Consider the following 25382-nt stretch of genomic DNA (forward strand, 5'->3'; position numbering starts at 1 on the left):
AATCGGCATCGAGGCTAGTGGATGCTGTCGGCCGGCGCGGAGCCGAGCGGCGTATGCACGTTGAAGGAGAGCCGACCGAGCGCCAGCACAGCGTTGCCCATGTCCCGCGCGTCCGTCCGCTCGCGGAATTCCAGCTGGAGGCTCTGGCCATCGCGCGAGCAGTAGAGCTGGCCGACGACGCGGCGATGGATCAGCAGGACCAGACGCGGCTGCGTGAAGAAGCCTTCCACGACCTGAAACCCCTCCAGCCTGAGCTTGCCGCGACGCGACGCCTTCACGATCTTCGACGCCAAGCCCGGCGGATCGATAACCGTATGGAGCGGCAACTTGAAAGCAGCCGTCAGATCCGGCCTGAGCACGTCCACCAGCTCGGTGTGCTGCACGGCGCCGGTCGACATCACTCGGAGCTGCGAAGCGATGTCGGCGGTGTCCACGAGAAAGCTCATCGTCGCGTCGAGATCCATGGCAGCCGATTCCATGAACGCGGCGGCTGGGGCGAAGTCGTCATTCGAGTCGTTCGTCGACATTTCTGTACTCCTTACTTGGCTAGATATTCGTTTCCTTGTTCGCGGCCGTCAGTGCCATGCGCATGACGGCGTCGGCATCTTGCGGCATGATTCCGAGCACGCGAAAATTGCCGCTGCCGTCGTGCGTGAAGTCGACCACGGCCAGCTTCAACCCGACGTAGCCCGGCGTGATCGGCGTGGCGGCGACGATCGGCGCCTTCTCGGGCTCCTTCTTCGGATCGACCAAGAACTCCCAGACACGCTGCAGATGCTCGTCACGCTCCGACTTGTTCCGATCCCGCATGATGCGGCGGTACTCGCGGCAGGCCTTTTCGATGGGGTTGCGCTTCAGCCAATCGGGAAACGTTTCGGGCGCCACCTTCCCGTGAACCGCAAGAGCCGCGACTTGCGCATACTTGCAAACCCGGTCGCGCAACCAGGGATGCGCGGTCCGGGTGAACGCCCGAAAGACCGGGTAGCAGTCGTTCTTCGTGCTGCCATGGACCTTGATCTGACGCTCAGCCAAGAACTGAGCCTGAGAGCCGGTCGCAGCGATCGCGCAGTAGGCGGTGTAGATCAACGCCACGGTCTTCTCGGTCGGAACCTTCCGGCCAACCTTCTCGAGCTGATCGCGCAGGACCTCGTTGCAGGACTGAACCGCGCGGTCCGCTTCCGCGATCATCAGTTTTGCTGCTTGAGCAACGTTTTCGGCGTTGTCTCCGTCAGAACCGACGTCGCCTGCATCGACGCCGTCGCAGGTGTGCTGGACAGATTCGGTGAAATCCATGATCATTTCTCCTGCTTGCGGCCTACTCGAGCTCTTCGTCGCGCTGCCGGCGCAGATACTCGAAGAACTCTTCCGCCGTTTCGAAAGTCATGCACTTGGCCGTCAGGAGCTTGTCGACATCCATCGTGACGCCGAAGCGGACCTTCCTTGCGATTTCCTCGACGGTCGACACCACGTCGGTCATGCGCGGACGCTCGGGGCCGACCAGAAGTCCACGACCTGCGAAAGTGCGCCTGCCCAGTGAGAAGAAAGCCGGATTGGGCTTCAAGAGGCCCTCGTCATCGATGTAGAGCACGTCGCCGGTCTGGAGCTCGGTGCCCCAAGCGATGGTCCCCCCGACGGCGGCTTGCAGGGAGGCGAGCCGGTGGTCGACGGTGTAGGGTTCGACGGTCTTCTTCACGGGATTAATCAGGATCGCACGCATTGAGCTTGTCTCCTTTGTCGCTGCCGGATCTCCTAGGCTTCAGGAGCGCCGCTCGCAGCACGACCCGGTGGGCTTGACAAAGGTTTGGTTTGCGCGGGTGCGGAATAAATTTTAGCTGGGACAGAGCCAGATAATCGGACCCTTCGCCCGAATTCCTCGCACCTAATAAGAAAAACCTAACCTCAAAACTTGAGGCGCCGTTTAGAACGCTCCCCTTACAACTGACGCGATTAAGTCGGAGCGAGAACAGAGCGACATGGGCACCAAATTACCAATCTATGGATACATTGATCCAGACGCCACTGGCCAACCTGCTCTGGAAGATTACCCGAAGCCAATTCCGTCTCGAGCGCAACAGGTCAGTGCCGTAGGCAGCATCCTGAGCTACCTGTCACGCCCCGATGTACAAGAACTTGCTTACTTCTTGATCGTGGACCGGTTTGATCCCTCGCGAGATGTCTGGTGCAGGGGAGTTGTTAGCGAGAGCGGCGGCGCCGACAGGACAGACTTGCTCAAACTGGTGCAGAGAATCAAAAGCAACGGAACGATTCTCGTGCCGTCGACAGATGAACTGGTGGAACACAAGAGCGATAAGGCGCGGCTCGCATTGCAGCGCATCCTCAAACAGAACATCACCGTTCTCGCTATTTACGACCTTGAATGCCCTCTATCTTACTACACGGAGGCGAACCGCCAGGCCGACGGCCAAATTTTCTCAGACATGGCTCGCAATGTCCTACGCGTGCGGAGCCGGCTCGACGCGATCTATGCTAACCGCAAGTCTTGGGCACTAGTCCCTACTGATAATTCGCGTTAAAGTATGCCTGATTGAAAATCGCCGCCTCGACAGAGTTCTGGCCGGCGGCGAGATCAACCAGCGCTTGACCCAAGTGCCAACCGATAGTGTCTTGTCCGTGCGAATGACGCGATTCGGTAATTCTGTCGACCGAGGTGCTAAAAGCTTTACACAAGCGGGGGCGCATAAGCGCGTCCCCTAACCGGCCCCGTTCGGCGGGGCCCTAAGTGCCGAAATCCTATGAAGCGGAGCTCCGTCCAAAGGACCGCGATAGTGCGTGCTGACGAAGATCAGCTTACGGTCTTCGGACCTGGCTCCGCAGGGCTGCATCTTGAAGTGACCGGTCACGGAGATCCGCCGGGTAAGCTCCCATCCTTCCGCTCCGCCGCCGCCGATCCTGCCGAACTTGTTGGCGGGGGCCTTGAGGCGCTCGACTTGGAATAGCGTAAATCGCTTCCATCCTCGACGCGCACTCCGGTCCATCCGGTTGCGGAATGGTTCGGGGCCTGCCCGCAGTTCCTCGCGATCTCGCGGCGCCGCCACCACCGAGTACGCCAGGGAAAGCGAGATGAAGCTCTCGATCTTGGTGGCGAAATCATTGGGATCCCAACTCGAGTCAGAAAATTCGCTCAGGAATGAGGCGGCCAGCTGGTCGCATTGAACCTGTGTCCCGCCCGATGTCCACTTGATCGTCCCGAGCGCGATGTCGCCGACGGGCCCAAGTTTCACAAAGATGCGCAGCCGATCCGTGTCGGACGGCGCCCATCGTTCCCCAGGCTGCAGTGCGCGGTCCTCCGCTTCGCTCGGAACCCGCATCACCATCACCGCCTTAACATGCAGCAAGGGCCCAATGCGGACCGCCTTGTCCGCAATGTCGATGTAAGCGGTCACGCGCTCCTTGAGCAACCGGTCCGCTGTGCGCACGATCTCCGGCGACGCAGCAGCATTCTTGAAGAGATTGGCAAGATCGGCTCCGACCGCGCATGCGTAGGGGCGCGCGCCTTTCAACTCGTCAGGACGGCGAAAGAAGGGCCACAATGCTGCGACGGATTCGTACGTGCTGTCAAAGGGGAGGTCGAACTCAGCGGCGGCAAACAAGCGATCCGCCGCCGTGTCCGTCACCTCTCGCACGATCTGATAATCGCTAGTGGTGTCCGTGATTCCGGCCACCCTGTTTGCAAGCTCGAGGCGCAGCTTGCGACCCATATGGGCAGTATATTCGTCTAACCAGGTGAGCATCGCTTTTGTCCGCAGTTAACTGGCGCGGACAATTTGCGAGGTTTAGCTATCCGTCACTCCGACCCCGTGGGCTTGACAGGTGCTCCAAACGATGCGTGGCGACAACGACCCAGCGGGGCGACGCCAACCTGCTTAGCTCATGGTTTTCGCTGGAATAAGCCTCATTGACCGAGAAGCACGAGAGCCTCCTCGTCCGCAGGCTCCAGTCGCCATGGCTCGAATGGCGATTTCAGACCTTCCCGGGTACACCGCGCCTCGATGGCACCGATGCAGGTCAAAACTAGGTCGTATGCCGCACGAAACTCATAGCCCTGCTCTACCGGCAGATATCGATACCAGTTCACGAAAACGCGCAAGGTGGCTGCACATTCGGTGGTCGTTTGGTCGGTAAACAGATCGATATCTGTGAAGATGGTCGCAGATCGGCGAACTGCTTGCGATAACTTAGGCCGATTGATTGCTCGTTCAACTTGTCTGGATAACTCCCTCAGACAAGCTCTTATCTGAAAGTCAATTGGATCGAACTTGGGGCGGCAATCCTCGAGTATCTGGATATCGTAAACTGGATGACGAGCTGCAGTTCTCAAGACCCTATTAATTCGTCCTGCAATCGCTGCAGCATTTATGTCTGATATAGTGAGCTCGTTCTCGCCGGCAGTCGAAACCGGATTGAGCGGTAGCGCCGAACCGAATGCAGCACCAGAGTTAGCTATCTCTCCGAACAGGTGAGAAGGCGCGCCCTGGCGATTGCGAGGCCCAATCCAGATTGGTTCTCCGCCGCGTACGAACAAATGGTCGCCATCAACCATCATTAAATTGTTTGCTGCGCCTGCAGCCCTCGTTTGCATCTTCTGCTCCGTGGACGCGACAACTCGCCCGACGAATAAAGGGTCGAGTTCCTCAATGGCCTCGCCTGCCCAAGGCACATCAATGCTGATCGCTTGAAGAGCCTCAGGAACGCCGGCCTCCAAAGCGTTAAAGAAAAATTGCTTGTTCCAGAATGGAGATCTAAACACGACCGGCCACCACAGCTCGTCATCGAGGCGAAATATCTCAGTGACCATGCGGCTTCCTGCGCTCCGTCGGTCGATCCTGAAAGCAGGCTTCATGACCGATTTTGAGACCGATCGGAGCGCAATTGTCTCCGTTCCGGGACACCAGCGCGTGCGCACTTTGCGATACCCGCGTGGGATATAGCTAAGCTGATACGCGAAGAAGACGTTCACCGAGGGGGCGCTAGTACTGTCCATCGAGAAAACTCCGCGTGACGGGCCAATCCGCTTTGCCTGTTAGATGCTCAACGCACGGGCGCATTCATTCGCTTGCTCCGTTGTGATCTACCCCACGCGAATAAACGTTTTCTTCGCCTGTGACGGCTTTGCGACCGCCTCGCTTCGATTGGCAGTATTCGCCTTCTCCTGTCAGTTACTTTGGTTGATCGATCCCTAACGTGCCGCTCCCGCCGTTCCAGCGTCGACGTGCACTGGACGACGTTCGCTGCTACCGCCGCTCTTGTACAGAGCAGGAGATGCTCGGATGCGCAGCAACCTTGCCTCGGTGTGCCTAACTGCAATCGGTTGAAATTGATGTATTCGCTTCATTTGATCGGAGGCTTCATCAGGTAGGCAATTGCCCAACAATCTGAGGAAAGCAGAATGACAACTTGGTTGGACCGTTTCGTATTGGATGAGCCGCGAAGTGACGGCCGCGCTCCGCGCCAGCGGTAAGGGCAACTCACCTCAAGCCAAGAACCCATTGGTTGCCATGATGGCGACGGCATACCAAGCGGCTGCTATCCGCGCGCAGTCTCCCGGCGGGGTCGATATCAATACTGAGTTCGATGCAACGATCGCGCGTTGGTTCCTTGACCAAGGCGGGCATTGCGATCGTCACGTCGCGGCTTTCCAATTTGGAGGGGAGGTCCTCGACAGCCTTATCAAGCTTCAAGTCACCAGAGAAATGGCCGAAAAGGCGGAGACGTTTAATGCGGGCTACCTTGCCTTGTATCTAGACTTTGTTGATCAGGCGTTGATGATTGGCAAAGCGCTCGAAGTGTCCGCTATCGTACTTTTGACGCAGACGAGTCCCGGTGGGCAGCTTGGGGCGCCGCGTGTTTTCGCGGTCGTCTCGCCGCCTGGTGAATTCTCCCGTCGGATTCTGACCTGGATGTGGGGTTCACCCGGCGAGGTCCTTGCTACCGACATGTTGACGCCGCTTGGAGGTCCGCCGAATCAAAAGCCGGTAAGCGCGGATCTATTTCGAGCGGCCGGCACGACATCCGATGAGCTCGCTCGGACACTTCAGCGAATCGCTGTTACCACCTCCTGGCATGCGGCTTGCGAGTATGACCGTGGCTTTGCAAATCATCTACGAAAAGTCGATATCAGGACCGCAGAGGAACTCCAGGACGTCGATGACTTTCTTCCGCCCGGGTCGACGTTCTTCAATGTATCACAGCTGCCTCCCATCCGCCGACCAACCCCGTCGGTCAAGTCAGGCGCTGCGCGCAGGCTACGGACTTATCCCGCAATTCTCATCGACCCATATCACCGCCACGTGAAAGCAATCGAGGTCACTAACAGATTGGAGTCGCTGCAAGGTGCGATCGGAGGCTGCATCCAATTGGCGGCCGAATTTTCGGGCGGAGACATTCTGTATGTGGACGAAGAAGGATTGTTCACACATCGGCTATTCTTCGAGATCGACGGCCAGAGCTTTCCGGGACGCGGATTGATCGTTGGGTCGCGTGGAGATGAATATGACACAGCCCCTGTGAAATGCCGCATTGAGGACGTGTTTCGACGCGTCAAGTTCAGCGAGCCGGATCGAAGATTGGGGACCAATCGCGTTCTGGCCGTTCCGGCGTGACTGAGAGTACATTTGCGTTAGCGAGCGCCAGCGCTTTCCACGTAGTTGCCTCCACGCTCCGCGTGAAGGCCGCCTCAAGCGGCGCTCTTGCTGCGTTTTCGTGAAGTTGTGCCGCGAGTGACTTCACTTTCCTTCGGCACTAATTCCCATGGCATGGGATTCGAAACTGGCCGGGTTCTATTGGGCGTCTTCGAAAGTTCCCCAGCACCGTCCAAGTTAGAGGTTGGTCGGAATTTCTGTGACGGGTTGAGAGCCGAGAGAAGAGTCTCGCGGCGCCCGTCATGGAGATTCCCATGACCAAAGTGACTGTTTTAGATAGCGCTCGCAATCAGCGAGCCGGCTATAGGGTGGATGTGAGCCGCGGTGAACGCGTCGGCCGCGTCGCGTCGGAATGGTTTTCCCGCCCGGCGGACGAGCGGTATTTGTCGCTCTCCGAACTCCACGCCGCCGTGCGCGGCCGCGCCGAGCGAAGTCGGACCCGGACCGTGGAAAGCGCGGCGATCCGGGTGGAAGCCAATCGCGATAACGCGGAGCGGCTGACGTTGATGCTGCCAGGTGAGTCCGCCCCTCTTGCGCCGACGCACTGGAGCTTCGGTCAGCTCGCTACAATGGTCGGCGCACCATCGGCCTATTTGCGACAACTGCCGGCGCCACTCGCGGCCATCAATTTGCAGTACGGACTGACTTCAAATCGAGCGGAGCTGATCAAGACGCTTGAGGTCGGGGACGGACGTGCTGAACTTCGCGCAGTCACCAGCCCCGACTATGGGCGCATCTTTGACCAGGAGCTGGTCGCCGCCGTGCAGCGCATTGCCGGCAATGGCACCGGCGACACCCGCTGGAAGGTGCCGGGCGTGCTCGACTGGTCGATCGGCATCTACAATCCGCGAGTTGACGTCACGAAAACCACCACGACCCTCTACGCTTCCGATCGCGACGTATTCCTGTTTCTGGTCGACGATCTCAATCCGATCGAGGCCGGCAAGCTGTCTGATGGCTCGCCCGACCTCTACTTCCGCGGTTTTTATTGCTGGAATTCGGAGGTCGGTGCCAAGACGCTCGGCATTGCGAGCTTCTACCTCAGAGCGGTCTGCCAGAACCGCAACCTCTGGGGTGTCGAGGACTTTGAGGAAATCACCATCCGCCATTCCAAATACGCGGCGGCCCGCTTCGCCCATGAGGCGGCGCCGGCGCTTACGCGCTTTGCCAACTCCTCGCCGCTACCATACCTCAACGGCATTAGGACGGCGCGCGAGCGCATCGTCGCCCGCAGCGACGAAGAGCGAACCGACTTCCTGCGCAAGCGTGGGTTCGGCAAATTGGAGACAGCAAAGATCATCGAGACGGTGCTTGCCGAGGAAGGCCGCAAGCCCGAGAGCGTCTTCGATTTCGTGCAGGGCATCACTGCTGTTGCGCGGGATAAGCCGCATCAGGACGCCCGGCTCGATCTTGAGGGGCGGGCAAAAAAGCTGCTCGACCGCGTCAACTGAAGCGAGCTACCGCAGCCCAGCCTGCCGTCTTCTCCGCCTTGGCGCCGCCCTCAGAGGAAGAGGGCGGCGCTTCGCTTCGTGACGGGCCAGAAGGTCCAGAGAGGCTCTGGATCGCCCGTCGCGGAGAAACGTCAATGGCAAATTCTGTTCGCAAGATCACCCTCAGCCAGTCTCGCGATATTCCCTTCAATCGGCTGGTGCTGAGCCAGTCCAATGTCCGCCGTATCAAGGCGGGCATCTCGATCGAGGAGCTTGCGCAGGACATCGCGCGGCGCACCCTGCTTCAGAGCCTCACCGTCCGGCCGGTCCTCGACGAACAGGGTGCCGAAACCGGCATGTTCGAAATCCCGGCCGGCGGGCGGCGCTATCGCGCGCTCGAGCTTCTGGTCAAGCAGAAGCGGCTGGCGCGCAACGCGCCGGTTCCCTGCGTCATCCGGACCGATGGCCTCGCCGAGGAAGATTCGCTCGCTGAGAACATCCAGCGCGTGCCACTCGCGCCCATCGATCAGTTCTGCGCCTTCCGCGATCTCGTCGAGAAGGGTAGGACCGAGGAGGAGGTTGCAGCCGCCTTCTTCGTCAGCGTGTCGGTGGTCAAGCAACGGCTCCGGCTCGCCGCCGTGTCGCCAGCGCTACTCGGGGTCTATGCCGAAGACGGCATGAGCCTCGACCAGCTCATGGCCTTTGCAGTTAATCCGGACCACGCGCGCCAGGAGCAGGTGTGGGAGGCTGTGCAGCGGTCGCACAACAAGGAACCCTACTACATCCGGCGTCTCCTCACCGAGGGGGCCGTGCGCGCCACCGACAAGCGCGCCCAGTTCGTCGGAATCGAGGCCTATGAAGCCGCCGGCGGGGACCTCATCCGCGATCTCTTTCAGCAGGATGACGGCGGTTGGCTGCAAGAGCCGATGCTGCTCGATCGCCTCGTCGCCGAGAAGCTGGAGCGCGAGGCGGCCAACATCCGCTCCGAAGGCTGGAAATGGGTGGAGGTTGCGATCGATTTTCCCTACGGCCACATCTACGGTCTACGCCGCATCTCTGGCGAGCCGGTCGCGATGACCGACGAGGAGGTCGCCGCGGCCGCAGCGCTGCGCGCCGAATACGAGGGTCTCGAGCAGGAGCATTCCGATGTCGACGTCCTTCCCGAAGGGATCGATCAGCGCCTTGGCGAGATCGAGACGGCCCTTGCCGAGCTCGATGATCGGCCGGTCCAGTACGATCCTGACGAAATCGCGCGCGCGGGTGCCTTCGTCAGCATCGACGCGTCGGGAGCGCTTCGGGTCGAGCGCGGCTACGTCCGTCCCGAGATGAGCCGACAATTCCGGAGCCGAAGGGAGAGGCGGACGCCCAGTCGAGTGCTACTCCAGCGGCGAGCTCTGCTTCAGGAGATCCGGCCGTGGGGCAGACAGGCACCTCGGCAACTGCCGAGGTGCCTGATCAGGAGGACGGCATCAAGCCTATCCCAGACCGGCTGATGACCGAGCTCACGGCGTATCGCACCCTGGCCTTGCGCGAAGCGCTGGCAGGGGACCCCGACGTCGCGTTCCTGGCGGCACTGCACGCCCTTTGCTTGAAGCTCTTCTACCGCTACACGCCCGAATCCTGCCTCGATATCGACGCCAAAAGCATCGTCTTCGGCAGCCAGGCGCCGGGCCTCGGCGATGCCACGATCGCCAAGGCCGTCGACGAGAGGCACCGGCGGTGGTCGGAGCAATTGCCGCGTGAATCAGCCGAGCTCTGGGACGCGCTCGCGAATTTCGATCGGGACAGCCGCGATGCCCTGTTCGCGCATTGCATCGCGCTCAGCATCAATGCGGTGTACGAGCCCTGGAATCGGCGGCCGCGTGCGCTGGCTCACGCCGACCGCCTCGCCGAGGCAATCGGGCTCAACCTTGCTGCCGCAGGCTGGACGCCGACCGTCGACAACTACTTGGGGCGGGTGACCAAGGCGCGCATCCTGCAATCGGTCCGCGAGGCCAAGGGCGACACTGCCGCCCAGCGCATCGAGCACCTCAAGAAGGGTGAAATGGCAGAGAAGGCACAAGAGCTGCTCGCCGGCTCAGGCTGGCTTCCGGAGCCGCTGCGCACGCCTGGTCGATCCATCAGCGCAACATCATCGGCGTTTGAGTCTGGTCGAATCTCGTCATCCGCTTCGGGCGAGGAGGCGCCAGTGATCGAATGCGAAGCGGCCATGCCCGACGCAGACCATCCGACCGAAGATGATGCAATTGTCACAGACGAGCCGTTCGTCGCGGCCGAGTAAGCAAGCGGAAGCGTCGACCTCGAAGGCCCGCCAGCCCCGGCGGGCCTTCTTTTTGGTGGGAACGGTCATGTCTGCTCAAGTATCCGATCTCGCCCGCCGGCTTGCCGAGCGGGCGGAGGTCTTCTGCCGCTGCTATCTTTCCAATGGGCGACGCGTTGGCCGTTATTGGGTCGTCGGCGATGTCCGCAACACGCCCGGCCGATCGATGTTCGTTCGGCTGCGCCCACGAAGCGAGCACCCGGGAGCGGCCGGCAAGTGGACCGATGCCGCGACCGCTGAACATGGCGATCTGCTCGACGTCATCAGGGAAAGCTGCGGGTTTGTTAAATTCCGCGATGTCCTCGCCGAGGCGCGGCGCTTTCTCAGCCTGCCACAGCCGGAATGTGAAGCAGGATCGACGTCGCTGATCGCGCCCGTACCTAGCGGCTCAGCGCAATCAGCACGGCGGCTATTTGCCATGTCAAAGCCGATCCACGGTACGATCGCTGAAACCTACCTCCGGACCAGAAGCATCTCTGCTTTCCACGAGACCTCAAGCCTTCGCTTCCATCCGCACTGCTACTACAGGCCGGATCACCGTTTGCCGATGGAGCTCTGGCCAGCCTTGATCGCGGCCGTCACCACGCTCGATGGTGTCATCACGGGCGTGCACCGCACCTGGCTCGATCCTTCCGGTAAGAGCAAGGCGCCCATCGACACGCCACGCCGGTCGATGGGCCTTCTGCTCGGCAACGCAGTTCGCTTCGGTGTCGCCGATGACGTGCTCGTTGCGGGCGAAGGCATCGAGACCATGCTCTCCTTGCGTTGCGCCCTGCCGACCTTGCCAATGGCATCAGCGCTATCGGCCAATCATCTCGCGGCCTTGCTGCTGCCACCGAGCCTGCGAAGGCTCTACATCGCCGGTGATGCCGATGCGGCCGGAGAGGCCGTCGCTTCCACGTTGGCGCAGCGGGCTCGAGCCGCCGGTATCGAGGCGATCCCACTATCGCCCCGGTCTGACGATTTCAACGAGGATCTGCGCGCCTTCGGCGTCGACGAGCTCCGGGCAGCGTTGCGCTTTCAGCTTGCGCCCGTGGATGTCGTCCGCTTCTTGCCGTCGACGGTCGCGATCACGGCATGAGCGCCTGCGCTTCGCAATCGTAGTCGACAGCCCGATCAAGACGAGACCTCGTTGTGACAAGACCGCGCCCGGCCTTCAAGAGGGCGATCGGACCGCAGGCGGGCCGGACCGGCAATGGCAGCGGCGCGGCTATTTTCCGCCGGCGGTGGTCACTGTGAAAATCAACATCGATCAGTCCATCCGCCTTTGCATCGCGAAGCAAAATAGCCGCGCCCTGCCATCCTCCGCTCTCGCTTCGGCCCTCCGCTTTGCTTCGGGTTCTGGTCCGGCCCGCCCGCCGCCTGAGTGATCGCCACGAAGGCCGCGATGGTCGCGGCCGATCCACGCAGGGCCTCATCCCATGACCGATCGTGACGACACCGCATTCGAACCGCAGCACGGTTCATCCCCGCTTCATCACGTTCTGACCGAGCTGCAACTCTACGGCTACCGACCGTTCAGCGACGAACCTGATCCCAGGCCACTTCCCGAAGGCAAGATGATCGCAGCGGCGGTGGCCGACATCTTCGATGCCTTCGTGGCAACCCTGAGCGACAGCCGCATGGAGCCGGATCTGGACGACCTGCTCCGGTCGACGGTCAATCTGTTCCATCGAGCGACGGGTCGCATCGAGCGCCAGCTCGACGACAACGAACAGGCTCAGCGCAGGTCTCAATGTGAGCAGGATGGTTCCGAGGTGCGGTCGGTCGAACTCGAGCGGCTTGTCAAGGAAGGGCTTTCCCTGATCGAACGCCGCAATTGCATGGAGCTGTTCCGCGAACAAGCCATCGCGCAATTCGAAACCCACACTGGTTCGCTATGGCGCCCACGATCCGGATCGCTCGTCAACCATCGCTCGGTCACTTCGGCGGTGATCGACTCCAGAGACTTTCTCGCCGCAAAGCGTCGCGCCGAGACTGAGGTGCTTGTTCCGATCGGACCCAAGGTCGCACTGACCGGGGGCCTCGACTTCGATGACCATCATCTGATCTGGGATCGCCTCGACAAGGCTCACGCCAAGCACAGCGACATGGTCCTGCTGCATGGAGGCTCGCCAAAGGGCGCCGAGCTGATTGCGGCCAAATGGGCGACGAACCGCAAGGTGCCGCAAGTCGCATTCAAGCCGGATTGGTCGAAGCACGCCAAGTCGGCGCCATTCAAGCGCAACGATCTCATGCTGACGATGATGCCAATCGGCGTCATGGTCTTCCCAGGAACGGGAATTCAGGACAATCTCGCTGACAAGGCGAGGCGGATGGGAATCCCGGTCTGGAAGTTTGGCGACGGCGGCGCATAGCGCCGCCGTCCAGTCTCGCGCTTCATGCCGCGCTGCTACTGCAAAGACGTTCCGAGGAATCAGCACGGTTTGCAAACTGTGCCGGACTATCGCCACCACACGCAACCTCCGTCTGTTTCCAGGCCGCTTGCATAGACGGTGTGCGATGCTGTCCCCATCGAATGCGCCTGTCGGGACCGGAACGGGCTTGAACGGGTCTTCGCTTGCGCTGGCAGCCGCGACCAGAGCAGCGTGTTACCTTCGCTTCCGCATCGTTTGTCGCTTGGGTCGTTATGCGCAGTGACGTTCGGTCGATCCGATAGGCGGCCTTCTCTTGCAGCACTTCAGAACCACCAGGCCAGCGCTTTTCGTCACGCCATGTGTTGGGATAGGAGCCTGCTTGCAGGCGCGCTTGTATTCGGAAGATGATGTCGCCCGTTCCTGCACTGTGCTCTCTCATTTCCCACCTGAAAACGAACCGACCTCTTGTATCGTACGACCGAAAGCAGCCACGCCTCCTCTCAATGTTGTTCAGCACGCGAACACCTCGCCTCTTTGATGGCTTGATCTGGCCGAAGACCGGCTGCGCCTCGACCGTCTGAGACGCAACGCCAGTCTTGCGACTTTCTTCCCCTGGGCAAGCCCATTCCTCGCGAGACAAGAAAGTCTCAGCCATGGCGTCCTCCGCGATGCTTCGGCCCGCATGCGGGTGCGTCGCCGCTCGTCATTCGGCCTGGTCATCGCCATCGAGGCCGCGGTGGTCGCGGTCCGAAACAACGCAAGGAGACTTGATATGGCTACCATCGGTTCGTTCAAGAAGGTCGGTAACGATTTTCAGGGTGAGATCGTCACACTGAGCTTGCAGGCCAAGGGTGTCCGCATCGTCGCCGAGCCCAACCGCTCCAACGACAATGCTCCGAGCCACCGCGTGTACGTTCGCCGAGCAGAAATCGGAGCAGCGTGGTCAAAGCGTTCCGAGGAGGGCCGCGACTACCTCTCGCTCAAGCTCGACGATCCCTCCTTCAATTCGCCGATTTACGCCAACCTGTTCGATGACGAAGGCGACGAAGGCTACACGCTCCTCTGGTCGCGGCCACGCAAGAGTGCAGACTGAGGGAAGCTCAAACAAGCCCGCCCGGCGTTCGCCGGGCGGCCGTTCTCGACGCGTGGCGGAGACGATCCGTCCGGCTTCTAGTCTCGAGTTTGACCTAAACCGGGCGCAGGCTAGGCACGATGGAACGCGCACAGGTCATAGCGAGGTATCGCGTCCAGCGTTCCTTCGTGGTCAGGCGGCGATCGATCGGCTGTCCGATTCGGCCTCGCTAAGCGTCAGGCGTCCCGAGCAGCCTTATCGCTGCGACAGCAATGGCTTCCCTGATTGCCGCGTTTGTTTCGTGAGCTTATCTCGACGCAGTTGGATAATTCCACAAGTGCCTGATATCCGTTGCCTTTGGATGGTAGACGGCTCCTTGCGTCGTAACGACAGCGCGGGTAATGGATTTGCATTGCATGTGGGAGTCTTGAGATGACCGCGAACTAGCGATCCGCTGGCTCGCGGAATGCGCTGGAGCTCAACGAGAATGATGCATGATTGCCCCCCTCCAATGCCGCTGCTCCAGCGCTGGCTTCGGGGATATGCGCGAATGAACGGAAGCTACGGGCATCTGCTTTTCGAACAGATCATCCCGAACGACCAAACCGTTGTTGACGAACTCCGCCCCTATTTCGAGTCGGCCCATCTCGATGCCCGCGAGGTCTTTCACCGCACTGCTCGCATCGACTTGCATCCCGATGCCGGGGCTCCGGGCGCTCATGCTCAGTATCCCACCTGTCTCCCGCCCACGGCAAAAAAGGGTCTATTTGGGGAGGTCATGACCGGGCTGATGACCCAAGCCTACCAGTTTATCGGCGGACATCAGTGGACCATTCCGGTTTTCCTCTTTCGATACCACGCAGAAGCGGAGGCCTACATCTTCGACTTGGCGCGTGATCCGCCGCGTGTGCGGGAAATCTCCGGCCGGCACGGAAACGACTTCATTGCTCTAGCCATAGATCCGGCCAGCGGCGAGGTCGTCAGATTCATCGCAGGTGAAGCCAAGTGGCGCGCCGATCTCACGCCTAGCGTGATGGACACGATGATGTTCGGTGAATGGACAGGTCCGGCTGGCGCCCGGGTGCGAAGCAACGACGGTGTCTGGAACGAGATCAACCGCGGGCTACCAACTCCCCAAGGTCTGGAGCAGATGCACCGCCTGTTGTGCGAGAAGGCGCGCGACTACTATGCGGAGGCGATCGTCTCGCTCGATAGAGCGTTGCTCATCGGCGGGAATCCCCTCCCGCGAACAGACCTCGTTTTCGTGGCAGGGAACAGGGCGGCCCGTCGGGCGCAAGGGCAAACGTACCTCCCGACGAATTCGCACCCGGTCGAATACACCGCCGGCCGTCCGTTGCAGGTAGTCGAGCTCGTTCTTGAGGGCGGCGTCGATCTCATAGAAAGCCTGTATCGCTCGTTGTGGGACGGTCGCTGATGGCTCGGCTCGACGAGCAGAGGCGCGAACTGGCGCTGAGTCTCAGGGCTCTTGCGATCGAGAACGAGCTCACGCCAACGCAGGCCCGGCTGTTTGTCCGTAGCCTCCAGATCTCCTGGCAGGTTCCGCCCATCGGATGGACGGAGCGAGAGTCGCATGAGCAGCTCGCCGATGCTCGTCGCCTGCTGCACGCCGCATCAATCCTTCGCGAAGTGGACGGTCAGGCCTCGCCGGATTCGCTCGCCTGCTATCGTCGAGCGGCCGAATTGCTCGAATGGCTGGCTCGATCCTCCGACCCCGTCACCAGAGACGTGCCGGTGGCGCTTCTCGCCGCAGGGGCATACCAGCTTGCGGGCTTGCCGGCCATGGCGACGAGCTTGCTGCGTCAGGGGCGATACGGCGCCGGCATCGCTGAGATTTTCGCGGACTTCCTGAGCCCCGATTTCGACAGCCTGCTTGAGCATTGCGCCCTCTTTTGGAGGGATCATCCGGAGCTGACAGGTCGCTCCGGTTCAGCCGGAGTCCTCGACGCCGCAGATCTGGCAGACGATGAGACCGACGACCCGGCCAACGACGATGATGCCGCAGGTCCGCAGCGTCGGGAAGCCGACCGCCGCGAAAGCCCCGTCGGGTGGTACGTGCTCGTGGAGCTTATACGTGTCGTCGGGCTTCTCGGCGATGCCGTTCGTCGAGGCAGCCAAGGTCGGGTCGAGCTGGCGCTGAACAAGCTTTCAGACCTAAACATGCTTGCCACTCGGCTTTCCAGCGAGGAGCTCTGGATACTCATCAACTTGATCGAATCGACGGCGAAGCGCTTTGCCGATAACAGCCTGCACGGGCGCGTTCGGCGACTTGCAGAAAACGCACCGAACCATCAGGCCCGCATGTGGCGCTTCGCTCGTGAGCAGTTCGCCAGAGGACGTGGCGTGCTGTGGGCATCGCAGGTTCAAGGCCTTGAACGGCTCATGGCGAACAGCAGCTTCGCTCTCTGCACGCCGACAGGCTCCGGCAAGACACTCGTCGCAAATCTGGCGCTCGTGAAGGAATTGCTCCTTATTGATGTTCAGCCGGGCGAGGCGCCGCTTGCATTATACCTCGTCCCCTCTCGGGCACTCGCGAGTGAGGTCGAGACAAAACTGACCTCGGAGCTCGGTAGCGATCTCATCATCACCGGCCTGTATGGCGGCGCCGACTGGGGCATTACGGACTATTGGCTAACGGCGGATCGAGCCGTCGTATTGATCGCAACGGTTGAAAAGGCTGAAGCGCTTCTGCGATACGTCGGTCACCTGCTAACCCAGCGATTGCGCTTATTGATAATAGATGAAGCGCATCAGGTGGTAAGCGAGGACGATGTCACTACAAGGGAGGCCCTAGCCGCCCACACCAGCCGCGCAATGCGTATTGAAGCAATGGTCACGCGCTTGCTCGCGAACAAACCTGACATGGCGCGGATCGCGCTCACGGCGGTCGCGGGTGGCGCGGCACGCCCCGTTGCTCGTTGGATCGAGGGGCGAGCAGACGCCGAGCCCGTCGGGATAGGCTACAGGAGCAGCCGCCAATTGATTGGCGCCTTGAGAGTAGCTTCGCGGCGCGTGCCGGAGGCAATCCTCGACATCATGAACGGACAGATGTTGTACGTTCGCGGGCGCGATCAACCTGTCTACCTTCCGCTGCGAATTCCGGCGATGCCGGATCCTGCAGCACCTGTTCGCGACAGCCTTCCGCATTTCACCGAACTATATGTCTTGTGGACCGCTCTGCATCTCCTCGAAGGCGGACGCCGTGTGTTGATATCGGTGGCTCAGGCGCCTGAGCGCTTGATGAAGCGCTATGCTGAAGCATTCGCTTTAGCCAATTGGCAGAACGTGCCGCCATTTGCGCCGCCTACGGATGCGGATGGCCTTGCGCGTTACCAGGAGACTCGCTTGGCATGCCTCGACTATTGCGGCCTCGATTCTTTCGAACTCCGGTTGCTTGAGAGAGGGATTGCTACAAGCCACGGCCAGATGCCTCAACGCTTGAGGCGCCTGATGACCGACCTCATCGATCGGCGAATCTGCCCGATCACGGTGGCAACAGCTACACTGACGGAAGGGGTGAACCTGCCATTCGACATCATCTTCCTGACGAGCCTTGAGCGCCGCAGTTTTGATCCGCAAACTGGTCAACCGGTCGTCGTACCAATGTCGACGGCGGAGTTTCGCAACCTCGCTGGAAGAGCCGGGCGTCCAGGCGCCGCTCAATCGATAGAAGGGATCACGCTCGTCGCTGTACCTGAGACGATATCGTCGACGGCCCCCGCGAAGCGTCGAGTCCAGCAAAGGCAGGTTCGTGCAAGATCAGCAGAATATGACAACCTCCTGTTCCGCCTGCGCGCCGACGAAGAGGTTGGAGGCGCCGGAAGCCCGCTTGCGGTGCTGCTGCGGTCAATCGCAAATCGTGCGATTACTCAATTCGGGTTGCAGACCGAGGAGCACTTTCTCGCTTGGCTGGAGGCGACACTTCCCGAGGGGGCGGGTGCGAACCTCGGGGTAGCGTCACGGACGCCGCACGATTTGCTGGGCGACAGTTTGGACGAATTGGACGGCTTCTTGCTGGCAGCGATTGAAGAGCTGGCTCGGTTCGAACAAGCAGAGGTCAACGGCCCGCGTGCCGAGGTTTACTTGCGCGACTTGTGGCAACGTACCTTTGCGCAGGTGGCCGCGGCCGAGGAGGCCTGGCTGGAACGCAGCTTCATTAAGCGTGGCAGAGCATTTGTCGAGAGGCTCTATCCCAATGCACTGCAGCGTCGAAGGCTCTACCAGTACGGCTTTACCCCCTATATCGGTCGCCGCTTTGAGCTCGTCGCCCCCCAACTGGTCGCAGAGCTCTTCGCGGCTGCCGAATACGGGACATGGACAGCAGAACAACGCTTCGAACTGTTTGCTCGACTCGGCGAGCGCATCCGCGCGGAGCCCGGAATCGGTTTTCGTGTTCGTCCGACTCCCGGTGACCAGCAGCTCCTCGCCGATTGGCGTGGCATCTTGGGCTGGTGGACACAACGCCCAGGCTCGGTGGCGCCGAGCGCGGATAGGTTGCGATCCTGGCAACGTTTTGTCGGAGACAATCTTGAGTTTAGACTAGGCGTCGCGGTGGGTGCGGCGGTGGCCCAAGCGTGGAATGCTAACGCTGGTGCGCTCGAGACGCCGAGTCTGCAAACCTGGCGTGCGACCACGAACCTCCCATGGGCCGCCTTTTGGTTCCGGGAATTGCTGCGCTGGGGAACACTAGATCCTTTCGTCGCCTTCGCACTGTCGCAGGGCCTGGCGCAAACCAGGGAGGCTGCGGCCGCGCGACGTGCCGAGTTTGAAGTCTGGCTTGCGGCACAAGCCGCTGGGCTCGAGGCCGAGACCCTGATCGATCCGCAATGGTTCCTCGCCTGGCAGAGGTCTCTTGCCGATGGAGATGTCGCGCAGGAGATCGTTCGAGGGAGTGCCGCCGCCTTAACAGGGACGGACGGCCGGCAGGGAATATATGACGTTCGGCCGATCGTTCGTGGCGATCGTGTCGACTGGATAGATGCTGCGGGATATTCACTGGCGAACTCTGCCACCTCGCCTGCTCTCCTTACAAGCCGTCCGGAACGTCACGACTTCCGGCTTTCAACCGTTCAATCGCCAGAGGTTACGCGAACCTTCTGAGAGGGTCTTTGCATCGACCTAGGGTGTGATGGCCGAGAGACGACTCCACCGTCCTAAGCCTCTCGTTCCGTTGTGCGCCGGCATAGCCGTCAGAGCGGCCAACCCCTTCGGCGCCGACAAGAGCTCGAATCGCACTCCGAATGACACTTGACGACGTATCGCTCCGCAAGAGCAACCAGCGCCGCTTGATGAAAGGGTGGTAGCTCGGCTATGCGGCGCACGCGCTGCGCCAGCCGACCTTATAGCTCCATCACGCGACCACTCCGGCTGCAGAAAGCGTTCATTACGAAGCTTGTGGTCGAGGTCAACATGTCTGGAGCCGACGGCAGATTTGCCGTCGGTAGAAGTCAGTCCTGTCGTCGCCGAAAGGCACGAGCTCGATCCATGAACGCAAGCACCTCTCGGTTGGATTGCGCGGGCAATTTTACTGCGCGCTTCGATCGACCTGAGGCACTTTCGGCGACATCGCCGCGTGCGCGCTGTTTCCGGGAAGCACCGCCATTCTCTAGATCCATTTGCCGGCCGACGGCGTGTGCCTGATCGGACCACGCCTCCTGGGAATCTGTGGCTTGCGAAGTGGACTGGCTTCGGCGGTGCGGGCGCCGAGCCTCTTCCCCAACAATCGTCCGCGGTTTTGTTTCAAGCGCTGGGGGCATGGACAGACCGTGATCTTGGATTGCGATTTCGTTCGCCTCTCTAACTACTTCTTTCTTCGCAGCACGCTTTTGATTCTGCAGTTCGATTTGGCGGACAAGCGCCGTTAGGCGATTGGTCGTCAGGGGGATGCGGGCTTTACCTTGAACGATGCCCTGAACAGCAAGAGCGGCCGCAATCGCAGCCCATTGCACTCCGTCTTGGCGGAGGCTGTAGATATGCGGAAGAACAGCCCGGATCGCCTTGGTCGTTCCAGTCGTTTCCCTACCGGATCGCGACTTCGATCGGTCAGCCTGAAATTTTGACGCGTCACTTCGCAGTTGTTTGGGATTCACCATCATACCGCAGTCTACACCAGAAACCACCGCACTAGCTAAAACTATATGCTAGTGAAGACCTAGTTGTCTACCATTAAAACTAGCATTTTCACACCTGTGCATCGGGGTCTCACAGAATTCGGAATATTCGAAATAATTGCGACGCTTCAAAGCGCCCGCTGCACGTTGTTCAATGACATACGTATTCGAAGTTTTATTCTGAGTAGCGCACCATGGCTCTTCTAAGAGCCGGATATCCAAAGCAATTCAGTAATTCCAACCGCTTAGCACTGCCCCATTGGTACAGTGCCGCTTGCAATGTGACGTCCGTGGAAGCATCCAAAAATTCGCATCTATCCGCTCCGGAAGGCTGTTCCGGAGGATCTGCGTAAGCTAAGCCTGCCGCACCTTCTTCATCGAGTCTGCTCTTCTGCGGCGAGGAGCCTCTTTTCTCGCTGGACCGTTCTATCCACTCTCACCCGTTCCTCGGTCCACCGCGCCTAGGTTTTGTCGGAGGCATTCCTCGGCTCCGGGCGATAGCTAGCACCTCGAGTTCTGGCGTCGGCACCGTAGCGCCTAGATCTTCCCACATGTTCTTCAGCGCCCCACCGAGGTTGGCGAACGCCTGGCGCGCGCCACCCTAGGTCAGCGCGAGGTCGATATCCGATGCTGAAGCAATGCCCTCCTGCAGAAGGAAGAACGCTTCCCGCATCAAGGCAGCCTGCAGGCGATTCGCGATGTGCCCAGTGATTTCACGGTTCAGCCGAATGGGCTACTTTCCGATCGAACGATAGAAGTCCATTGCAGCGGTGACGGCGGCGGAGGATGTGGCTGCTCCGCCGCCGACCTCGACAAGCGATATCAAGGGCACGGGCAGGAATGGATGACCGGCCACCAGGCGCGCCGGACGAGACATGCCCGTCTGCAAGTCGCTGACCTTGATGCTCAAGGTACTGGACGCGATCACCACGTCTGGCGGCGCAGTATCGTCGATACGGATGATCACGTCGCGCTTCAGCTGGATATCCTCAGGCGCGTTTTCCTGTACCCAGCTCGCGCAGGATACGGCCTTCGCCAAATCCGCTTCGAAATTGAGGCGCGCCATCAGTTGCCTTTGGGCTGCCTCCTTGAGTCCAACCTGAGACAAATCGGCGGCAACGGCTCGTCTCAAGCGCGTCTCCCGGTGCAGGGGCATGGCAGGTGACCGCCAACCCCTGCGAGAGGAACCAACTCGTCCAACCCGAGCCGATCAATCCACAGCCCACCACAGCGACGTGGTCAATCGTCTTTCTCATCTGCTACTCCCGAAGAAATGTAACTGAGCGCGGAGGCCGCGCCCAGAACCATAGTGGCGCCAAACCTGCCGCAGCTCAGAAGCTCACCTTCGCGCCTGCGCTAACGCCGAAGTCCTCGAGCTCTCCCTCACGGTTGCTGCGCAGTTCACTCCGTTCTCGTGCGAGATCCGCCTTCTCGGTGTCGGACTGCGAACTCTCGGAGACATACTCGCCGGCTGCCATCGACATGGCGCCGGCGACCAGTACAGCGACTCCAGCAATCAGGACGTCGTTCTGCTTCGCCGCCGCTGCGGCTACGCCGACGATCAGGCTTGCGGTCGATATGATTCCGTCATTGGCTCCAAGAACCGCCGCCCTGAGCCACCCGATGCGATCGACGAGATGGGTCTCTTTGTGAGGGCGATGGGAACGACTTATGGAAATTTTCCGTGAAGGTTTGAGCCCGTCGGTTGATCCGTGCGGATACTGGGGATCCGCGGCTCGCGCGGTCGGAATAACCTATAGCGGCGCAGCCATATCCGTTTGACTCAAATCAAGATTATGTCCGCTACCAGACATCATAATCGTGACAATCGGAAATCCGGTTTCAGGGCCGATGACGGCCCAACTGGCGCGGGACTTGGCGCTGTTGGCAAACTTCGGCAAGGACGGCGGCCTGCAGCCGATAGAGCTTCATGTCAGCCAGGAAACGTTGGCGGGATGAGCGGCACTACTCGCTCCCGCGCCAGCTTTGGAGGGACTAGCCTGCGGGTGACCATGTCTTGCCGCCGCGGAGGAGTTCTGAAATAGACAGGTGAACCGGATGCCGATGCTTCGAATAGTTGAGCCGCAAGGCAACCGGTTGCTGGGCGCGCTGGAGGCTTCCAGCCGCAAGCGCATCGACCCTCATCTCGAGCCGGTCACGCTTAAGCTGGGCGCTGTGGTTTGCGATGCGGGCGGGCTGCTCAAGCATGCCTATTTTCCGGAAGGTTCGGTTTTGTCGCTGCTGACTGTTCTTGAAAACGGTTCGGCAATCGAGACCGCGAACATCGGCCGCGAGGGCGCGTTCGGTTTGTTCGCCGCCATGTACAGTCGGGCCTCCTTTAACCGGTGCCTGGTACAATTGGAGGGCGGCATGGTCCGCTGTCCGATCGAACTGCTGCAATCGGAATTCAGGAGTAGCGAACACGTCCGCAACTTGTTCGTCAGCTACTCCGAGACGCTGCTGTCACAGGTGCAACAGACCGTCGCGTGCAATGCCCTGCACAGCACGGAAGAGCGGATGTGCCGCTGGCTGTTGATGATGCACGACCGCGCCGAGGGTGAGGCCTTGCCCTACACCCACGAATTCCTGTCGGAGATGCTCGGCGCCAACCGCAAGTCGGTGACCATGGCGGCGCAGGCGCTGCAGACGGCGGGGCTGATCAGATATTACCGGCGTGGGAAGATCCAGATCGTAGATCGGGCCGGACTGGAGAAGGCATCGTGCGAATGCTACGCCGTCGTAAAGGAGCGGTTCGATGCGTTCCTGACGCCGCCCTCGACCGCGGTCCAGGGAGACACCACAAAACGAATGCGCTAGGCGACGGGGTTCAGACGGAAAGCGCAAACGCCGTCAAGGTGAGGTTTCTCTCGTCATGCCTCGGCCTACCCGGAGAAGATCGACGCCGGCGGCGCAGTGCGCACCGGCAGCGGCCGCTCGATCTTCGAGTCCTGCGTCGGAGCCGCCCACATTGCGTCATATCGGCTGACCAACGCCAGCGGACGCCGCCTGGTGAAGGGATCGGCCCGTTTGGCTAGGGCACGAGCGCGCTGCGCCTGTTCTCTGCAGAAATCCTCGTCCATCAGGCCCCCCTCACTCACGCAAAGCGGCAACCGAACTTTATCGAGGCGGCCGCAGTTCGCCTGCCAGCCAGCCGACCGCATCTGTCTTCATGGGGTCGACGGCGAAAGACACCACTTCAGTACGTTCGCAGGTCGAGCATTCGAAGGTGCGCTCCTCGAATCCGCGTTTGCCGGGGAGAGATGCGTGCCAATGCCATCCGGTGCTTGCAAACCGGACACATCGGCCGTTCCGTGAAAGATGCGGTCATCACAACTAAATCATACGCTTTCCCGAGCGGGAATCTGCTAGATTTGCGATTCTGGCGGTTGCCCGACACCCATTCCTTGAGAGAGGCTATCAAGTTCGACGAGACGTCTTTCCGGATAATGCCGAAGGCAGCTAGTCGCTTGCTCCCGTCGGCGCAGGAAACATCACGGTAAATCGCGCGCCCTTACCGTCGTCGCCACGGTCGATCCGTAACTCACCGCCAATCTGGCTGGTGAAGTATTGAATTATTCTCATCCCCAAGCCTCTGCTCGCGCCGGGGTCGAACCCTTCGGGCAAAGCCGGACCGTCGTTGGCAACCGAAAGCGGATACCCATGTTTCAGATCCGGCTTTAGCCTGACAGCGATCCGGCCTTTGCCGTGCTCAGATCAGCGCGACGGTACACCCGCCATTTCACCGCGGGGCTTGCGCTCGGCCGAGCTATTACCAGAGGCCGAAGATCCATTTCGCGCCAAGGACGGTCTGCCAGACTGCCGTCAATTCGACCGCTAGCACAACGACGCTGACCAGCAGTGCGATTGAGAGCAGGAGTCCGTCTTCCTCCAAATAGGCCAGCGAGATCAACGCGATCACCAGGGCGGGAACGACGTTGCTGAAAGGGACCGGCGTGAAGAGCAGGGTGATGTTCAGGAGCACGACGACGGCGCCGACGAGACGCTTGGTCGCATCGATCGGAGTCGGCCAGCGCGGATGAATGAGTTTCTCAAGATACCTCAGCACGGGCACGGCGCGCTGCACCAGAGCGGCAAGGTGCCGCGTCGGCAACGGACGGGCGGCGATGCGGCGCGGGAACACCGGCATGTTCTGGCCCAGGATCATCTGGGACGCGGGGATCATGAGCAGCAGGCCCGCGACGATCGAGACACCCGGTGCAACGGCGACCACAGCGAGCAGCAGCATGATGAGGCCGAAGGAGCGCTTGTGCATGCGGCTCATCAGCCAACCCAGGGTAAAGTGATCTGCCGGAGCCTCGTCGTGCAACCGCTGCAGCAGCACCGAGGCGGGGACAAACACCTCGGCGAGCGTTGTGAGCTTCGGCTGGTGCATCCGTTTTTCTCCACTCGATCGAACGGCGATCTCTTCGGGCGGCCCCTTGACCGATCAGCAACTCCAATCAAGCAGCGACGCGGACGCTCAGTCCCGCATGAAGTGGCGGCGGACCGGAAAGCCACGACCAGATGCATGGTCGAGGCTCGTTGGGACTCATGACGCCGGCGACAGATCTCGTGGAAAGCCCAAGGTCGCCGCAGCTGAGAACGACGGGGGTCAAATCCGACCCAGCAGCAGCAATACGACGAGGATGACCAGGATGATGCCGATGATACCCATGCCGCCGTGACCGTAGCCGTAGCCGTAGCCGCCAAAGCGGCCGCTGAAGCCACCAAGCAAGAAGATGACAAGGATGATGATGAGGATAAGTCCGATCGACATTGTCCGACTCCTTTGGTGGGACCTTGTGGATATTGGGTTTCTTGGTCGTCTGAGTTGAGTGGGCGATCTCGAAGTTTCCGGCGACGGCTGTGGCCAGCATCACCGGGGAGATGCTGTGCTATTTCTTTTCGATTGAAACGCCATGCTCGCCGATGCTGATCTCGACGCCAGTGGTTTTCTGTCGCTCCCGGTAGACTTGATAGCCCAGTACCACAGCGACGACGGCGAGCGCGCCGATGACGAGGTAGAGTATATTGCGAGACATGGTCCGGGATTCCCGATTTGCGTGCGTTAATTGGATGCCTGAGTCCGGCCAATTCAAATTCAAGCCGGACCATCACCGCTGCCGGCAACCGCTGGGTCAAAGTTTGCCGAGCAAAAGCAAGATCAGCAGAATGACGATCACAAGACCAAGACCGCCGCCGCCGTAGTAGCCAGTACCGTAAAACGGACCGCCACCGATCCCGCTAAAGCCGCCCAGCAGCGCGATGATTAGAATGATCAGAATGATGGTCCAAATTGACATTTCGATAGCTCCCTTTGTGGTTTGGTCGCGACGTCATCGCTTCAACATTGATCAACCAGAGGTTGATAGATGAGTTTCCAATAAGGAACTCATCTTGTAGCGAAGTTAAGCCA

The 25382-nt window shown here is 60.5% G+C and carries 22 protein-coding genes and 3 pseudogenes; 10 read left to right on the forward strand and 15 right to left on the reverse strand.

The window, feature by feature from the left end; all coding sequences use genetic code 11:
* Positions 1-14: 14 nt before the first annotated feature.
* The 3 genes from ACFLEY_RS03950 to ACFLEY_RS03960 are packed head-to-tail and all read right to left on the reverse strand — an operon-like array spanning position 15 to position 1717.
* Complete coding sequence (locus ACFLEY_RS03950) at positions 15-527, reverse strand: hypothetical protein (protein ID WP_060910046.1); 513 nt, start codon at positions 525-527, stop codon at positions 15-17.
* Between the two features lie 19 nt (positions 528-546).
* Positions 547-1293 (reverse strand): hypothetical protein, encoded by a 747-nt coding sequence (locus tag ACFLEY_RS03955; protein WP_060910047.1) that lies wholly within the window; start codon positions 1291-1293, stop codon positions 547-549.
* A 22-nt stretch (positions 1294-1315) separates the two neighbouring features.
* Positions 1316-1717 (reverse strand): DUF3846 domain-containing protein, encoded by a 402-nt coding sequence (locus tag ACFLEY_RS03960; protein ID WP_060910048.1) that lies wholly within the window; start codon positions 1715-1717, stop codon positions 1316-1318.
* 256 nt (positions 1718-1973) lie between these two features.
* On the opposite strand from ACFLEY_RS03960, the gene ACFLEY_RS03965 reads away from it, so the two are divergent.
* A complete protein-coding gene (locus tag ACFLEY_RS03965; protein ID WP_060910049.1) occupies positions 1974-2534 on the forward strand; it encodes a hypothetical protein in 561 nt (186 codons plus the stop codon).
* Between the two features lie 177 nt (positions 2535-2711).
* Here the strand turns inward: ACFLEY_RS03965 and ACFLEY_RS03970 are convergent, their stop codons facing one another.
* Together ACFLEY_RS03970 and ACFLEY_RS03975 are read right to left on the reverse strand one after the other, a co-directional pair.
* Positions 2712-3752 (reverse strand): hypothetical protein, encoded by a 1041-nt coding sequence (locus ACFLEY_RS03970; protein WP_060910050.1) that lies wholly within the window; start codon positions 3750-3752, stop codon positions 2712-2714.
* Positions 3753-3913: 161 nt separating this feature from the next.
* Positions 3914-4816, reverse strand: coding sequence for a hypothetical protein (locus ACFLEY_RS03975; RefSeq protein ID WP_060910051.1), 903 nt, complete (start codon positions 4814-4816; stop codon positions 3914-3916).
* A 622-nt stretch (positions 4817-5438) separates the two neighbouring features.
* On the opposite strand from ACFLEY_RS03975, the gene ACFLEY_RS03980 reads away from it, so the two are divergent.
* The 8 genes and pseudogenes from ACFLEY_RS03980 to ACFLEY_RS04015 all read left to right on the forward strand — a co-directional run bounded on the left by ACFLEY_RS03980 (position 5439) and on the right by ACFLEY_RS04015 (position 18956).
* Positions 5439-6620 carry a DUF3846 domain-containing protein gene (locus tag ACFLEY_RS03980; RefSeq protein WP_211433467.1) on the forward strand — a complete coding sequence of 394 codons (1182 nt, stop codon included), beginning with the start codon at positions 5439-5441 and terminating at the stop codon, positions 6618-6620.
* A 293-nt stretch (positions 6621-6913) separates the two neighbouring features.
* The gene (locus tag ACFLEY_RS03985; RefSeq protein WP_060912849.1) at positions 6914-8110 is read left to right on the forward strand and encodes a hypothetical protein; all 1197 of its coding nucleotides are present in this window, start codon (positions 6914-6916) and stop codon (positions 8108-8110) included.
* Positions 8111-8244: 134 nt separating this feature from the next.
* Positions 8245-10370, forward strand: a pseudogene (locus ACFLEY_RS03990) (ParB/RepB/Spo0J family partition protein).
* 67 nt (positions 10371-10437) lie between these two features.
* Positions 10438-11490, forward strand: a complete 1053-nt coding sequence (locus ACFLEY_RS03995; RefSeq protein WP_060910054.1) for a toprim domain-containing protein — start codon at positions 10438-10440, stop codon at positions 11488-11490.
* Positions 11491-11830: 340 nt separating this feature from the next.
* Positions 11831-12766 (forward strand): DUF2493 domain-containing protein, encoded by a 936-nt coding sequence (locus ACFLEY_RS04000; protein WP_060910055.1) that lies wholly within the window; start codon positions 11831-11833, stop codon positions 12764-12766.
* A gap of 772 nt (positions 12767-13538) precedes the next feature.
* Positions 13539-13859: a DUF736 domain-containing protein gene (locus ACFLEY_RS04005; RefSeq protein ID WP_060912850.1), complete on the forward strand. Its 321-nt coding sequence runs from the start codon at positions 13539-13541 to the stop codon at positions 13857-13859.
* A 529-nt stretch (positions 13860-14388) separates the two neighbouring features.
* The gene (locus ACFLEY_RS04010) at positions 14389-15273 is read left to right on the forward strand and encodes an aminotransferase (RefSeq protein ID WP_306421869.1); all 885 of its coding nucleotides are present in this window, start codon (positions 14389-14391) and stop codon (positions 15271-15273) included.
* A complete protein-coding gene (locus tag ACFLEY_RS04015; protein ID WP_060910056.1) occupies positions 15273-18956 on the forward strand; it encodes a DEAD/DEAH box helicase in 3684 nt (1227 codons plus the stop codon). The genes ACFLEY_RS04010 and ACFLEY_RS04015 overlap by 1 nt, the downstream gene beginning before the upstream one ends.
* 1611 nt (positions 18957-20567) lie before the next feature.
* On the opposite strand, the gene ACFLEY_RS04020 is transcribed toward ACFLEY_RS04015, so the two are convergent.
* The 4 genes and pseudogenes from ACFLEY_RS04020 to ACFLEY_RS04035 form a co-directional block, all read right to left on the reverse strand.
* Positions 20568-20639 (reverse strand): hypothetical protein, encoded by a 72-nt coding sequence (locus ACFLEY_RS04020; protein WP_082757183.1) that lies wholly within the window; start codon positions 20637-20639, stop codon positions 20568-20570.
* 60 nt (positions 20640-20699) lie between these two features.
* Entirely contained in the window at positions 20700-21098 is a 399-nt protein-coding gene (locus ACFLEY_RS04025) for a 3-hydroxyacyl-CoA dehydrogenase NAD-binding domain-containing protein (RefSeq protein ID WP_211433465.1), read from the reverse strand.
* 55 nt (positions 21099-21153) lie between these two features.
* Positions 21154-21222, reverse strand: a pseudogene (locus tag ACFLEY_RS04030) (hypothetical protein); the annotation flags it as partial.
* Positions 21223-21333: 111 nt separating this feature from the next.
* Positions 21334-21639: pseudogene (locus ACFLEY_RS04035) on the reverse strand (VIT1/CCC1 transporter family protein); the annotation flags it as partial.
* Positions 21640-22024: 385 nt separating this feature from the next.
* Between ACFLEY_RS04035 and ACFLEY_RS04040 the strand changes: the two are divergent.
* Positions 22025-22783, forward strand: a complete 759-nt coding sequence (locus ACFLEY_RS04040) for a Crp/Fnr family transcriptional regulator (RefSeq protein ID WP_396604955.1) — start codon at positions 22025-22027, stop codon at positions 22781-22783.
* Between the two features lie 65 nt (positions 22784-22848).
* Here the strand turns inward: ACFLEY_RS04040 and ACFLEY_RS04045 are convergent, their stop codons facing one another.
* The 6 genes from ACFLEY_RS04045 to ACFLEY_RS04070 all read right to left on the reverse strand — a co-directional run bounded on the left by ACFLEY_RS04045 (position 22849) and on the right by ACFLEY_RS04070 (position 25269).
* Positions 22849-23046 carry a hypothetical protein gene (locus ACFLEY_RS04045; RefSeq protein ID WP_060912853.1) on the reverse strand — a complete coding sequence of 66 codons (198 nt, stop codon included), beginning with the start codon at positions 23044-23046 and terminating at the stop codon, positions 22849-22851.
* A 379-nt stretch (positions 23047-23425) separates the two neighbouring features.
* Positions 23426-23659: a hypothetical protein gene (locus ACFLEY_RS04050; RefSeq protein ID WP_373565267.1), complete on the reverse strand. Its 234-nt coding sequence runs from the start codon at positions 23657-23659 to the stop codon at positions 23426-23428.
* A 76-nt stretch (positions 23660-23735) separates the two neighbouring features.
* Entirely contained in the window at positions 23736-24359 is a 624-nt protein-coding gene (locus tag ACFLEY_RS04055) for an exopolysaccharide biosynthesis protein (protein WP_060910058.1), read from the reverse strand.
* 219 nt (positions 24360-24578) lie between these two features.
* Positions 24579-24743, reverse strand: a complete 165-nt coding sequence (locus tag ACFLEY_RS04060; RefSeq protein ID WP_082755842.1) for a DUF3309 family protein — start codon at positions 24741-24743, stop codon at positions 24579-24581.
* Between the two features lie 118 nt (positions 24744-24861).
* Complete coding sequence (locus tag ACFLEY_RS04065) at positions 24862-25008, reverse strand: hypothetical protein (RefSeq protein WP_171901190.1); 147 nt, start codon at positions 25006-25008, stop codon at positions 24862-24864.
* A gap of 96 nt (positions 25009-25104) precedes the next feature.
* Positions 25105-25269 carry a DUF3309 family protein gene (locus ACFLEY_RS04070; protein WP_082755843.1) on the reverse strand — a complete coding sequence of 55 codons (165 nt, stop codon included), beginning with the start codon at positions 25267-25269 and terminating at the stop codon, positions 25105-25107.
* Between the last annotated feature and the right edge of the window lie 113 nt (positions 25270-25382).

Source organism: Bradyrhizobium sp. YCK136, from assembly GCF_044570075.1.
GTDB classification, from domain to species: domain Bacteria; phylum Pseudomonadota; class Alphaproteobacteria; order Rhizobiales; family Xanthobacteraceae; genus Bradyrhizobium; species Bradyrhizobium diazoefficiens.